The 13,969-nt window shown below is 66.7% G+C and carries 11 protein-coding genes and 1 pseudogene; 9 read left to right on the top strand and 3 right to left on the bottom strand.

Annotated features, from left to right (window positions below; genetic code table 11):
* Positions 1-171: 171 nt before the first annotated feature.
* The 6 genes and pseudogenes from AC2VON_RS14780 to lpqB all read left to right on the top strand — a co-directional run.
* A pseudogene (locus AC2VON_RS14780) lies at positions 172-321 on the top strand (TetR family transcriptional regulator); the annotation flags it as partial.
* A gap of 74 nt (positions 322-395) precedes the next feature.
* A complete protein-coding gene (gene ahcY / locus AC2VON_RS14775; protein ID WP_486953618.1) occupies positions 396-1,862 on the top strand; it encodes an adenosylhomocysteinase in 1,467 nt (488 codons plus the stop codon).
* A 91-nt stretch (positions 1,863-1,953) separates the two neighbouring features.
* Positions 1,954-2,601 carry a dTMP kinase gene (locus AC2VON_RS14770; RefSeq protein ID WP_486953620.1) on the top strand — a complete coding sequence of 216 codons (648 nt, stop codon included), beginning with the start codon at positions 1,954-1,956 and terminating at the stop codon, positions 2,599-2,601.
* A 52-nt stretch (positions 2,602-2,653) separates the two neighbouring features.
* Complete coding sequence (gene mtrA / locus AC2VON_RS14765; RefSeq protein WP_486953617.1) at positions 2,654-3,340, top strand: two-component system response regulator MtrA; 687 nt, start codon at positions 2,654-2,656, stop codon at positions 3,338-3,340.
* A 27-nt stretch (positions 3,341-3,367) separates the two neighbouring features.
* Positions 3,368-5,062: an MtrAB system histidine kinase MtrB gene (mtrB, locus tag AC2VON_RS14760; protein WP_486953616.1), complete on the top strand. Its 1,695-nt coding sequence runs from the start codon at positions 3,368-3,370 to the stop codon at positions 5,060-5,062.
* Complete coding sequence (gene lpqB, locus AC2VON_RS14755) at positions 5,062-6,822, top strand: MtrAB system accessory lipoprotein LpqB (RefSeq protein WP_486953615.1); 1,761 nt, start codon at positions 5,062-5,064, stop codon at positions 6,820-6,822. Before mtrB ends, lpqB begins: the two co-directional genes overlap by 1 nt.
* Before the next feature lie 180 nt (positions 6,823-7,002).
* On the opposite strand, the gene AC2VON_RS14750 is transcribed toward lpqB, so the two are convergent.
* The 3 genes from AC2VON_RS14750 to AC2VON_RS14740 are packed head-to-tail and all read right to left on the bottom strand — an operon-like array spanning position 7,003 to position 10,657.
* Positions 7,003-7,800 (bottom strand): slipin family protein, encoded by a 798-nt coding sequence (locus tag AC2VON_RS14750; protein WP_486953614.1) that lies wholly within the window; start codon positions 7,798-7,800, stop codon positions 7,003-7,005.
* Entirely contained in the window at positions 7,797-8,423 is a 627-nt protein-coding gene (locus AC2VON_RS14745; protein ID WP_486953613.1) for a hypothetical protein, read from the bottom strand. The genes AC2VON_RS14750 and AC2VON_RS14745 overlap by 4 nt, the downstream gene beginning before the upstream one ends.
* Positions 8,424-8,425: 2 nt before the next feature.
* The gene (locus tag AC2VON_RS14740; RefSeq protein ID WP_486953619.1) at positions 8,426-10,657 is read right to left on the bottom strand and encodes a nitric-oxide reductase large subunit; all 2,232 of its coding nucleotides are present in this window, start codon (positions 10,655-10,657) and stop codon (positions 8,426-8,428) included.
* A gap of 277 nt (positions 10,658-10,934) precedes the next feature.
* On the opposite strand from AC2VON_RS14740, the gene AC2VON_RS14735 reads away from it, so the two are divergent.
* The 3 genes from AC2VON_RS14735 to AC2VON_RS14725 form a co-directional block, all read left to right on the top strand.
* A complete protein-coding gene (locus AC2VON_RS14735; RefSeq protein ID WP_486953612.1) occupies positions 10,935-11,588 on the top strand; it encodes a ComF family protein in 654 nt (217 codons plus the stop codon).
* Between the two features lie 135 nt (positions 11,589-11,723).
* The gene (hpf, locus tag AC2VON_RS14730; RefSeq protein WP_486953611.1) at positions 11,724-12,482 is read left to right on the top strand and encodes a ribosome hibernation-promoting factor, HPF/YfiA family; all 759 of its coding nucleotides are present in this window, start codon (positions 11,724-11,726) and stop codon (positions 12,480-12,482) included.
* 103 nt (positions 12,483-12,585) lie between these two features.
* A partial coding sequence (locus AC2VON_RS14725) for a preprotein translocase subunit SecA (RefSeq protein ID WP_486953610.1) occupies positions 12,586-13,969 on the top strand: 1,384 nt, incomplete at its 3' end.

Genomic DNA, 13,969 nt, shown 5'->3' with positions numbered 1-13,969 from the left:
GTGTCCAGGCTGGTTTTGAACCCTGGAGTGGCGGCGACGGCCTAGCGCTCAATAACTTCGATGTGACCGTCAATGGATCCTCAACCGCACCCGCGGGCAGCTAACCTCGATCAGCTCGTGCAGTTACGGAGGTAGCCCCGTCGCGACCCGCTGTGCGAGCGTGCAGTTTCTGCGATCGTCCGCCTGGCCATGAGCTACGTGTCGATGCCGCCGGAAGCCGACCTGGGGGCACCACCCGCTCGCGGGGGAGACGTCGCCGCGGACCTGGCGCGGCTGTTCACCCCCGCTGCTGAACGGTACGGCGTGGTCGAAGCAGATTGACCCGGCTTCCCCGTTGTCCGCCGCCGCCGGTAGCTTGTACCCGAGCTAACCGATTGAACCGACGAGGGGCCCCTATGACAGTGACCGCTGTGACCGCCGACACCGCCAACGGCATCGACTACAAGGTCGCCGACTTGGCGCTGGCCGAGTTCGGCCGCAAGGAGATCCGGCTGGCCGAGCACGAGATGCCGGGGCTGATGTCACTGCGCCGCGAATACGCCGAGGTCAGGCCGCTCGAGGGAGCCCGCATCTCCGGATCGCTGCACATGACGGTGCAGACCGCGGTGTTGATCGAAACCCTGATCGCACTTGGAGCGGAAGTCAGATGGGCGTCGTGCAACATCTTCTCCACCCAGGACCATGCTGCTGCGGCCGTGGTCGTCGGACCGCACGGCACCGCCGAAAAGCCGCAGGGAGCACCGGTTTTCGCCTGGAAGGGGGAGACGCTGCAGGAATACTGGTGGGCTGCCGAGCAGGCGCTGACCTGGCCGGGTGAGCCGGCGAACATGATCCTCGACGACGGCGGCGACGCCACCATGATGGTGCTGCACGGTGCGCGGTACGAAAAGGCCGGGCTGGTGCCGCCCGCCGAGGAGGACGACTCGGATGAGTGGAAGGTGTTCTTGGCCCGGCTGGCCGAGCGGTATGACACCGACACAACCAAGTGGACGACGATCGCCGAGTCGGTTCGTGGGGTCACCGAGGAGACCACCACCGGCGTACTACGGCTCTACCAGCTAGCGGCGGCCGGTGGGCTGACGTTCCCGGCGATCAACGTCAACGACTCGGTGACCAAATCCAAGTTCGACAACAAATACGGCTGCCGGCACTCGCTGATCGACGGCATCAACCGCGGCACTGACGCGCTGATCGGCGGCAAGAAGGTGCTGATCTGTGGTTACGGCGACGTCGGCAAGGGCTGCGCGGAGTCGGTGCGCGGTCAAGGGGCCCGGGTCACCGTCACCGAGATCGACCCGATCAACGCCCTGCAGGCGCTGATGGACGGTTTCGACGTCAAGACCGTCGACCAGGCCATCGGTGAGGCCGACATCGTCGTCACCGCCACCGGCAACAAGGACATCATCACGCTGGCGCACATGAAGGCGATGAAGAACCAGGCCATCCTGGGCAACATCGGCCACTTCGACAACGAGATCGGCATGGCCGCGCTGGAGCGGTCGGGCGCTACCAAGGTGAACATCAAGCCCCAGGTTGACCAGTGGACCTTCCCCGATACCGGCCGATCGATCATCGTGTTGTCCGAGGGCCGGCTGCTGAACCTGGGCAACGCCACCGGGCATCCGTCGTTCGTGATGAGCAACAGCTTCTCCAACCAGGTGATCGCCCAGATCGAGCTGTGGACCAAAAACGACCAGTACGACAACGAGGTGTACCGGCTGCCCAAGCACCTCGACGAGAAGGTGGCCCGCATCCACGTCGCCGCGCTCGGCGGGACGCTGACCAAGCTGACCAAGGACCAGGCCGAATACATCGGCGTCGACGTCGAGGGTCCCTACAAGCCGGACCACTACCGCTACTGACTCCCGGTCCTGGGCGCGAGCATGCACAGAGTCGCACTATGAAGGCTCCGGGAGTGCGATTTTGCGCATGCTCGGCGGGGAAGCTCAGGCCGTGCTGATCGCGATCGAGGGCGTCGACGGCGCCGGCAAGCGCACCCTGGCCGACGGGCTGCGCTCGGCGTGGCAGGCCCGCGGGATCTCGGTGGCCACTCTGGCCTTCCCCCGCTACGGTCGTTCGGTGCCCGCCGACGTCGCCGCTGAAGCTCTGCACGGTGGTCACGGCGATCTGGCGCAATCGGTGTATGCGATGGCGGTACTGTTCGCGCTGGACCGCGTCGGGGCCAAGGACGAGATCGAAAACCTCGACCGCGACCACGACGTGGTGATCCTGGACCGCTACGTGGCCTCCAACGCCGCTTACAGCGCCGCGCGGCTGCACCAGGACGCTTCCGGGGAGGTGGTGAGCTGGGTGCGCGAGCTCGAATATCGCCGGCTGGCGCTGCCCGCGCCCCGGGTCCAGGTGCTGCTCGACATCCCGGCACAGCTCGCCGCGCAGCGGGCCCGACACCGCGAGGATCGTGACACCGATCGCGCCCGCGACGTCTACGAACGCGATGACGATCTGCAGCGGCGCACCGGCGCGGTGTATCGCGGACTGGCCGATATCGGCTTCGGCGGTCGTTGGCAGGTGGTCGGCCCGGCTGTCGACGCCGCTGAGCTGGGATCCGCCCTCCCCGACATCCCCGATATCTGCAGCTAAACTCGAAACACGCGCGTGTGGCAGCCACATTTTGTGGCGATCTGGTGACACCATGGTCACCATGAGGCAAAGGATTCTCGTCGTCGACGACGACGCTTCGCTTTCCGAGATGCTCACCATCGTGCTGCGCGGGGAGGGGTTCGACACCGCGGTCGTCGGCGACGGTACCCAGGCGCTCACGGCAGTTCGCGAGCTGCGACCCGACCTGGTCCTGCTGGACTTGATGCTGCCCGGTATGAACGGCATCGACGTGTGCCGGGTGTTGCGTGCGGACTCCGGCGTGCCGATCGTGATGCTGACCGCCAAGACTGACACCGTCGATGTGGTGCTCGGGCTGGAGTCGGGTGCCGATGACTACATCATGAAGCCCTTCAAGCCCAAGGAGCTGGTGGCCCGGGTGCGGGCACGGCTGCGGCGCAACGACGACGAGCCGGCCGAGATGCTGTCCATCCACGACGTCGACATCGACGTGCCGGCACATAAGGTCACCCGGGCCGGCGAACAGATTTCGCTGACGCCGTTGGAGTTCGACCTGCTGGTGGCGTTGGCGCGCAAACCTCGTCAGGTGTTTACTCGTGACGTGCTGCTCGAACAGGTGTGGGGTTACCGGCATCCGGCCGATACCCGTTTGGTGAACGTGCACGTGCAGCGATTGCGGGCCAAGGTGGAGAAAGACCCGGAGAACCCGCAGGTGGTGCTGACCGTTCGAGGAGTGGGATACAAGGCCGGACCTCCGTGACCCGCGGCAGCCGGGGAAGTAGCCTCGGTGATCTTTAGTTCCAGGCGGCGCATTCGGGGCCGCTGGGGGCGGTCGGGTCCGCTGCTGGCCGGTATGAATGCGGTTCGCCGGGCCGTACGTGTCGCGTGGCGCCGCTCGCTGCAGCTGCGGGTGGTGACGTTGACGCTCGGACTGTCGGCGGCGGTTATTCTGGTGCTCGGCTTCGTGCTGACCAGCCAGATCACCGACCGGGTGCTGGAAGTCAAGGTCCGGGCGGCCACTGAGCAGATCGAGCGGGCGCGCACCACCGTCGGCGGCATCGTCGGCGGCGAGGAGGCCCGCTCGCTGACTTCCAGCCTGCAACTGGCCCGCAGCACCTTGACGTCGAACACCGACCCGGCCACGGCCGGGAGTCCGGCGGGTGCGTTCGACGCGGCGCTGGTGGTGCCCGGCGACGGGCCGCGTGCGGCCACCACCGCCGGGCCGGTCGACCAGGTGCCGGCCGCGCTGCGCGGGTTCGTCAAAGCCGGGCAGGTCAGCTACCAGTATGCGATCGTGCACGCCGAGGGTCTGTCCGGTCCGGCGCTGGTCATCGGCACGCCGGCAGCATCGCGGGTGGCCAACCTGGAGCTGTACCTGATCTTCCCGCTGGGCAACGAGCAGAAAACCATCCAGCTGGTGCGGGGCACCATGGCCACCGGCGGGCTGGTGCTGCTGGTGCTGCTGGCGGGCATCGCCCTGCTGGTGTCTCGTCAGGTGGTGCTGCCGGTGCGGTCGGCCTCGCGGATCGCCGAACGGTTCGCCGAAGGGCATCTGTCCGAGCGGATGCCGGTGCGCGGCGAAGACGACATGGCGCGGCTGGCGGTGTCGTTCAACGACATGGCCGAGAGCCTGTCACGGCAGATCGCCCAGCTGGAGGAGTTCGGCAACCTGCAGCGCCGGTTTACCTCCGACGTCAGCCACGAGCTGCGCACGCCGCTGACCACGGTGCGGATGGCGGCGGACCTGATCTATGACCACAGCGCCGATTTGGAGCCGTCGCTGCGGCGATCCACCGAACTATTGGTCAGCGAGCTGGACCGGTTCGAGACGCTGTTGGGCGACCTGCTGGAGATCTCCCGTCACGACGCAGGGGTGGCTGAGCTGTCGGTGGACGCGGTGGACCTGCGCTCGACGGTGAAGTCCGCACTGGGCAACGTGGGCCACCTGGCCGATGACGCCGGGGTGGAGCTGCAGGTGGACCTGCCGGCGGTCGAAGTGATCGCCGAGGTCGACACCCGGCGGGTGGAGCGCATCTTGCGCAACCTCATCGCCAACGCCATCGACCACGCCGAACACAAACCGGTGCTGATCCGGATGGCCGCCGACGAAGATTCGGTCGCCGTCACGGTCCGCGACTACGGGGTCGGGCTGCGGGTCGGCGAGGAGAAGTTGGTGTTCAGCCGCTTCTGGCGCTCGGATCCGTCGCGGGTGCGCTCCTCCGGCGGCACCGGGCTGGGCCTGGCGATCAGCGGCGAGGACGCCCGGCTGCATCAGGGCCGACTGGAGGCCTGGGGCGACCCCGGCAAGGGCGCTTGCTTCCGGTTGACGCTTCCCCTGGTGCGCGGTCACAAAGTCACCACCAGCCCGCTGCCGCTGAAACCCGTTGCGCAACCGGTGGCGCCCGAACACGAGGACGGTCGGCGACCGGTGCGTGAGCACGCCGACTGGGGGCACCGCCCGCTTGCGGGGGAGAGCAGTTGATGCGGCGGCTCTTCTTAGCGTTACTCGGTGTGGTTGCGTTGCTGGCGGGCTGCGCGGGAGTTCCCAGCTCGTCAGCTCCGCAGGCCATCGGCACGGTGGAGCGGCCCGCACCGCCGAACCTGCCCAAGCCAACGCCGGGCATGGACCCCGACGTACTGCTGCGCGAATTCCTCAAGGCCACGGCCGATCCGGCCAACCGGCACCTGGCGGCGCGGCAGTTCCTCACCCCTAAGGCATCCGACGCCTGGGACGACGCCGGCAGCGCGATGCTGATCGACAAGGTGGTGTTTGCCGAAACCCGAAGCGCCGACCGGGTTTCGATCACCATGCATGCCGACATCCTGGGGTCGCTGTCCGATATCGGGGTGTTCGAGACTGCCGAGGGTGTGCTGCCGGATCCTGGCCCGATCGAGCTGGTCAAGACGTCGGGTGGCTGGCGCATCGACCGGCTGCCGAACGGGGTGTTCTTGGACTGGCAGCAGTTCCAGGCCATCTACAAGCGCCACACGCTCTACTTCGTCGATCCCACCGGCAAGGCGCTGGTGCCCGATCCCCGATATCTCGCGGTGTCCGACCCCGACCAGCTGGCCACCGAACTTGTCTCCAAACTGATCGCCGGCCCGCGTCCCGAGATGGCCAACAGTGTGCGCAACCTGCTCGGCCCGCCGTTGCGGCTCCGCGAGCCGGTGACCCGCGCCGACGGCGGTAAAAGCGGGGTCGGCCGCGGCTACGGCGGGGCCCGGATCGACCTGGGCGGCCTGTCTACCACCGATCCGCACAGCAGGCAGTTACTCGCCGCGCAGGTCATTTGGACGTTGGCCAGGGCGGATGTCAAGGGACCGTATGTGATCGACGCGGACGGCGCGGCACTGGACGACAGGTTCGCCGACGGGTGGACCACCTCCGACGTCGCCGCTACCGACCCGGGCACGGCCGACGGTGCCGGCGCGGGTGTGCACGCCCTCGTGGGTGGGTCGCTGGTCGCCCTGGACGGACAGCAATCCGCGCACGTGGCAGGGGCATTCGGCCGTATGCCGGATCAGACCGCGGCCGCGCTGTCCCGTAGCGGGCGCCAGGTGGCCTCGGTGGTGACGCTGCGCCCCGGCTCCCCCGATGCGATGGCGTCGTTGTGGATTGGCGATCTCGGCGGCGAGGCCGTGCAGTCCGCCGACGGACACAGCCTGTCGCGGCCCAGCTGGTCGCTCGACGAAGCGGTGTGGGTGGTGGTCGACGGCAACAACGTGCTGCGTGCCCTCCAGGAGTCGGCGTCGGGGCAGCCGGCGCGCATCCCGGTGGATTCCGGGGCGGTTCCAGCGGTGTTCCCGGGGCCGATCGGTGAGCTGCAGCTGTCTCGCGACGGCACGCGGGCCGCCATGGTCATCGCCGGGCAGGTGATCCTGGCCAACGTCGAGCAGACCCTGGACGGACAGTTCGTGCTCGGCCACCCGCGCAGGTTGGGCTTCGGGCTGGGTTCCTCGGTGGTGTCGTTGTCGTGGCGCACCGGCGAAGACATCGTGGTGAGCCGCACCGACGCGGCGCACCCGGTGTCGTATGTGAACATCGACGGGGTGAACTCCGACGGGCCGGGGGGCAACCTGCAGTTGCCGGTGTCGACAATCGCCGCCAACCCGTCGACGGTGTACCTGGCGGACCCGCGCGGGGTGATGCAACTCTCCGCGTCCGCCGCCCAGAACAAGCAGGGCTGGTCGACAGTGCCGCCACTCATGGTGGGCGGGGCGGTGCCGGTGCTGCCCGGCTGATCGCGGGTAAAGCCGACCTCTGCCAACTCTGCCGGCCCCGCGGTTCCGACCCCGCGGGCGAACTCGTCGACGTCGGGCATCGTGTCGAAGTCGGCCAGGGTACCGGCCGCGCCCACCGGTGGTGCACAGAGGCTTCAGCCCTGCTCGACTCCCCCAAGAAGGGCCGTTGGTGACGCTGACCTAGTCGGTGCTGCGGAGTGCGCTGGCGACGTTTTTGAATAGTTCGGGGCGGCGCAGGAACGCAGTGATGATGTCGACCGGCAACGGAAACACTACGGTCGAGTTCTGATCGGCGCCAAGTTCCAGCAGCGTCTGCAAATACCGTAATTGCAGCGATGCCGGGTTCTTCGACAGCGTCTTGGCGGCCTGGGTCAGCTCTTCGGAGGCCTGCAGCTCGCCACGGGCGTTGATGACTTTCGCCCGGCGCTCGCGTTCGGCCTCGGCCTCGCGTGCCATCGCCCGCTGCATCGACTCCGGGATCTCCACATCTTTGATCTCGACCACCCGCACCTGCACACCCCACGGCTCGGTCTGCTTGTCGATGATCGTGCGCAGATCGGCATTGAGGTCTTCACGGTGGGCCAACAAGGTGTCCAGGTCTGCCCGGCCCAACAGTGAGCGCAGTGTGGTCTGGGCGATCTGCGAGGTGGCAACCGCGAAGTTTTCCACCGCCAGAATGGCTTTCAGCGGATCGACTACCTGAAACATCACCACCGCGTTCACCCGGGCCGGAACATTGTCCTTGGTGATCACCTCCTGTGGTGGAATGGTCAGCGTCACCACTCTCTGATCGACGCGAATCATCTTGTCCACCAACGGGAACAAGAGCTTTAGTCCCGGTTGGTACAGCGGGCGGGCGTGACCCATCCGGAACACCACACCACGCTCGTATTCCCGCAGCACCGCCAGCGAGAAGAACGCCAGCACAGCCGGTATCGCGGCTGCGATGAGCAGCCCGGTGACCAGTGTTGAACTCATTGCGTTTCATCCTCGCTGTCGATAAAGCCGCCCCACCGGGTGGAGTACCGATCGATCGCCACCGCCGCCTGCGCTTCCAGAGCGGAATGGTGCGGCAGATCATCGGGCGCGCCTACCGGAGTGTTCCACAGGTGGCGCAGCAGCGGCAGGCCACCGGTCACCACGACCAATACCGCGGCGCCCAAGACCAGCACATCCACCAGGGTGTGGTTGGCGACCAGCGTCGCCAATGGCAGGATGACGCCGAAACCAGCTACCGCACAGGCGATACCACGGTGAAACCGGCCCGCTTCGGAATACGGCCACGGATCGATCTCGCGGGTGATTTCCCGGCCGTGATTGGACGTGGTACACGAATCTTTGACCGGGCAGACGTTGCATACTGACGGGGACGCGCGGTAACGCGTCACCCGGCTGCTCGGGTCGAACGAGGTGGGCCACAGCCACTGATCCTGCGGGCATACCCAGGCGTCGTGGTCGGGGTGGTAGACGAACTTGCCGGTGCGCCACTGTGCGGCGCGTTGCGATACCCGTCGCGCCATACTGTCGAAGCCCCAGCCGATGGCCAGCAGGATCAGTGCGTAACCGGAAACCAACCACACCCAGGCTTCCGGTGCCGACACGCTCAACCCTTCTCCACCGGCCCGGTGACCGGCGCCTTGGCGTAGAGCGGATTTTCCGGTAGTGCGTCGACTGTGCTGCCGAAGCGGAAGTTGCGCAGTGCGGTCCAGGCGATCCAGACAAACGGCAGCGCGCCGCCGACGATCAGGATCGCGTCACCGGGCAGCCGCAGCCATTCCAGCACGGCATTGCCGGGTTTGGTGAGGTAGCCCAGTGAGCGGGCTTCGAAATAGCCGGCGTTGACCGAGTGGAAGAGCTGCAACACGCCCAGAGGCAGCAGGGCGACGAATACCATCCAGGCCAACCCGATGTTCATGCTCCAGAACGAGATCCGGGCCATCCGGTCCGGCCACTTGGCCGGCGGTATCACATACCGGAACGCGAACATCGCCAGCGCCACCGCGAGCATGCCGTAGACGCCGAACATCGCGGCATGGGCGTGGTTGGCGGTCAACGCGGTGCCGATCTCGTAGTAGGACACGATCGGCAGGTTGATCAGAAAGCCGAAGATGCCGGCCCCCAGGAAGTTCCAGAATCCGACGGCGATCAAGAACATCACCGCCCAGCGGGCCGGGAGCCGGTTGACCTCCGCGCTCTCCTGGCGAGCACCGAGCTGCAGGAATGCCCAGGCCTCCACGGTCAGGAAGGTCAGCGGAATCACTTCGGCCGCTGAGAAGAACGCGCCCAGCGCCATATGCTCGACCGGGGTGCCGGAGAAGTACAGATGGTGCATGGTGCCGATCACGCCGCCGGCCGAGTACAGGATGATGTCGAGGAAGATCACCATCAGCGCGACCCGTTCGCGCACCACCCCGAGCAGCACGAAGATGTAGGCCACCATCACCGTGGTGAACAGCTCCAGGAAGTCCTCCACCCACAGGTGCACCACCCAGAATCGCCAGAAGTCGGCCACCGAGAAATGGGTGTCGCTGCCGGCCAGCAGGCCGACCGCGTAGAACGCCGGGATGGCCAGCCCGGTGAAGAAGAACAACCACGGCAGCCGCAGCTTCGAAGACGTCGCCAGGCTGGACCGCATGCCCCGCCAGATGATCACGATCCAGATGAACAAGCCGGCCACTAGCAGGATCTGCCACAGCCGTGGTAAGTCCAGATACTCCCACTGCTGAGAGAGCAGCCCGCCGGATCCGATCACCCCGAAGATGGACAGCGCCTCGGAAATCAGCGAACCGAACACCACCAGCGCCACCGCCCCCAGCAGGCCGTAGGCCAGCGCGCTCTGCCGTCGCGGCTCACGGCGGGTGATGAATGGCACCAGGAAGATCCCGCCGGCCAGGAACGCCGCCGCCGTCCAGAACAGCGACAGCTGCACATGCCAGGTGCGGGCCAGATTGTAGGGCAGCAATTTGGCCAGATCGATGCCGTAGAACGCGCTCAGGTCGGCGCGGTAGTGCTCGACCGCCCCACCCAGCAATGTCTGAGCCAAAAACAGCACCGACACCACCGCGAAGAACCAGATCGCCGCCCGCTGCGAACGCGTCAACCCCACCTCGCCGGGCTGGCGGAAGGACAGTTTGTCCATCTCGCGGCCGTGCCAGCCCACGTCCTGGCTCCACCGTCCGTAGACGGCGAACATGATGCCGATGCCTCCGAGCAGCGCGATCAGCGACAGCACCGACCACACCACGATCGCTCCGGTCGGGCCGTTGTCGACCCTGGGCTCGGCCGGCCAGTTGTTGGTGTAGCTGTACTCATGCCCCGGGCGCTGCGCCGCCGATGCCCACGCGGTCCAGGCGAAAAACGCGGTCAGGTCGCGGATCTCGGCCGGGTTGGTGATCATCTTCGGCAGCAACCCGTATTTGGTGGAGTTCTCCCCGAAGTAGTCGGCGTAGTGCCGCTGGATGTCGGTGAAGGCGCGCGCCTGCTTGTCGGTGAACACCAGGGTGCCGGTGTCCGGGTTGAAGCGGTTGGTCCGGAATTCAGCGATCACTCGGTCATGCGGGTCGGCCACCCCTTGCGCGCGCCACTGGTCGGCGACGTTGTCGGTGGCAAGGCGCAGGTACTCGGCGGTGTAGTCCGGGCCCAGGTAGGCTCCGTGTCCGAGCACCGACCCGTACTGCATCAGGCCGCGGGCCTGGAACAACTCCTGGCCGCGGGTGATCTCCTTTCCGGTGAAGAGCGGCCGGCCGGACTCGCTGACGACCTTGTCCGGTAACGGCATCGACGCGGCGTAGGTGCGGTAGGCCAGGATGCCCATCACCAGGAAGCCGAAGATCATCACCAGCGCGACGCCCTGGGCCCAGCCCTTGCCGACCAGCGGCCCGGCGCGCTTGGAATCCGGGTTCGATGACGGCCCGGTTTGTGTCTTTCCGGTTGTCATGGATCTAGACGCTAACAGGACCGAATACACCGCAGGCCGCGTTATCGCCGTAGGGGTGGCGGCGCACAGCAAAATGTTGGGCCGAAGGGGTTGTCGGTGGACGGGTAGATGAATCGGTGCACGTCGTGCGGCTGGGTGAATTTCGTCGGTGGCCCCGTTCCGGCACACTCCAGGCGTGCTCGATCTCGTCCTGCCGCTGGAGTGCGGCGGCTGCGGCGCGCCGTCGGTGCGCTGGTGCGACACCTGCGACGCCGAGCTGGCGGTCGGACCCGACCAGCCGCATCTGGTCAGCCCGCGCATCGACCCGCACGTGCCCGTTTTCGCGCTCGGGCGCTACGCGGGTGCCCGCCGGCGAGCGATCGTGGCGGTCAAGGAACACGGCCGCAACGACCTCGTCGCGCCGCTGTCGCACGCACTCGCTGTCGCCGTCCACCGGCTGCTGACCTGGGGCATGGTTGACGTCCCGCTGGCGATCGTGCCGGCGCCGACCCGTCGCTCGGCGGCCCGCCGCCGGGGCGGAGACCCGGTGGGCCGCGTCGCGGCCGTTGCTACCAGCCTGCTGACCGGCCGTCCCGGTGTGGTGGTAGCGCCCGCGCTGCGGATGAAAGCGCTGGCTCGCGACTCGGTGGGCCTGAACAGCACCGCCCGCGAGCGTAACGTCGCCGGACGGGTGGTGCTGCAAAGAGGCGGGTTAGGCCGGCTGCGGCGCGGTGAGGTGCTGCTGGTCGACGACATCATCACCACCGGCGCCACCATGGCCGAGTCGGTCCGGGTGCTGCAGGCCACCGGTGCGCGAGTGGCCGCGGTGTTGGTGATCGCGGCGGCGTGACCGAAGCGGCAGCGGGATCTGTGAGCCCCGTCCGTGAAACCGGTGGCATGCACACCCCGACACGGGCTACGGTCGGGTCAAGCACCCGGGGAACATCGGATTGTGTGCGACGTCAGCAAGAAACGAGTGTCGAGCATGGCAAATCAATTCGTGGATAGCAATCAAGAGCGCGTCGACTCCGACGATCAGGCCGACCAGATCGATTCCGCACCGCGCCCCGAGGTCGTGGTCAAGGGCCGCAACGTCGAGATCCCCGACCACTTCCGGGTCTACGTTTCACAGAAACTTGCCCGGATGGAGCGATTGGACCGCTCGATCCGGCTGTTCGACGTCGAGCTCAAGCATGCTCCCAACCGGCGTCAGCGCAAGTCCTGCCAGCAGATCGACATCACCGCCCACGGCCGTGGTCCGGTGGTTCGCGGCGAGGCTCGCGCCGACAGTTTCTACGCCGCGTTCGAGGCTGCGATAGACCGGCTGGAGAGCCGGTTGCGGCGCGGCAAGGGCCGCCGCAACGTCTCCTACGGCGACAAGACCCCGGTGTCGGTGGCCGAAGCTTTGGCAGTGCCGCCGGTGGATCCAGACGTCGCCGTAGCGGCGTTCCGGCGAGACTTCAAGCGGGATCTGAAGCGCGATAGCGCCGCCGAACCGGACGGACGCTTCCAGGAGCACGATGGCGCGGTCGCTTCCGGCGGCCCGGACCATCAGGGCCACGAGCCGGGCCAGATCGTGCGCATCAAGGAGCACCCGGCCAAGCCGATGTCGGTCGACGACGCGCTCTACGAAATGGAGTTGGTCGGGCACGACTTCTTCTTGTTCTCCGACAAACACACCGGGCGGCCGTCGGTCGTCTACCGCCGCCGCGCTTATGACTACGGTCTGATCCAACTGGTCTGATCCGACCGGTCCGATGTGGCGTTGGGGGACTGACGGGCACGTCACCTACGATGGGTGGCGCCCGTAACGCTTAGAGGTTGACATTCGAGTAGGGGACATAGCTGTGTTGTCCAAGTTGCTGCGCCTCGGTGAAGGCCACATGGTCAAACGCCTCAGGCGGCTCGCCGACTATGTCAACACCAAGGCCGCCGACGCGGCAGCGCTCACCGACGCCGAGCTGCGGGCCAAGACCGACGAGTTCCGTGTGCGACTGAACGGCGGTGACGGCGGCGAATCCCTCGACGACCTGTTGCCGGAGGCGTTCGCGGTGGCTCGGGAGGCGGCGTGGCGGGTGTTGAGCCAGCGCCCGTTCGACGTGCAGGTGATGGGCGCTGCGGCGCTGCACTACGGCAACGTCGCCGAGATGAAGACCGGTGAGGGTAAGACGTTGACCTGCGTGCTGCCGGCCTACCTCAATGCCCTGGCCGGCGGCGGCGTCCACGTCGTCACCGTCAACGACTACCTGGCCAAACGCGACAGCGAGTGGATGGGCCGGGTGCACCGGTTCCTCGGCCTGGATGTCGGGGTGATCCTGGCCGGCATGACCCCGGACGAACGCCGCGCCGCCTATGGCGCGGACGTCACCTACGGCACCAACAATGAGTTCGGCTTCGACTACCTGCGCGACAACATGGCCCACTCCGTCGATGACATGGTGCAGCGCGGTCACCATTACGCCATCGTCGACGAGGTCGACTCGATCCTGATCGACGAGGCCCGCACCCCGCTGATCATCTCCGGCCCAGCCGACGGCGGCTCCAATTGGTACACCGAGTTCGCCCGGATCGCGCCGCTGATGGAAAAAGACGTCCACTACGAAGTGGACCTGCGTAAACGCACCATCGGCGTGCACGAGCTGGGGGTGGAGTTCGTCGAGGACCAGCTCGGCATCGACAACCTCTACGAGGCCGCCAACTCGCCACTGGTCAGCTACCTCAACAATGCGATCAGGGCCAAGGAGCTGTTCAACCGCGACAAGGACTACATCGTCCGAGACGGCGAGGTGTTCATCGTCGACGAATTCACCGGCCGGGTGCTGATCGGGCGCCGCTACAACGAAGGCATGCACCAGGCCATCGAGGCCAAAGAGAACGTAGAGATCAAGGCCGAGAACCAGACGCTGGCCACCATCACACTGCAGAACTACTTCCGCCTCTACGACAAGCTGGCCGGCATGACCGGCACCGCCCAGACCGAGGCCGCCGAGCTGCACGAGATCTACAAGCTGGGCGTGGTGTGCATCCCGACCAACATGCCGATGATCCGCACCGATTGCTCCGACCTGATCTACAAGACCGAGGAAGCCAAGTACATCGCCGTCGTCGACGACGTCGCCGAGCGCTACGCCAACGGCCAGCCGGTGCTGATCGGCACCACCAGCGTGGAACGCTCGGAGTATCTGTCGCGCCAGTTCACCAAGCGGCGCATCCCGCACAACGTGCTCAACG

Source organism: Mycobacterium sp. TH-M82 (assembly GCF_057473605.1).
The sequence above is the reverse complement of the archived record's forward strand: the minus strand, read 5'-3'. Positions and strand labels throughout refer to the sequence as shown.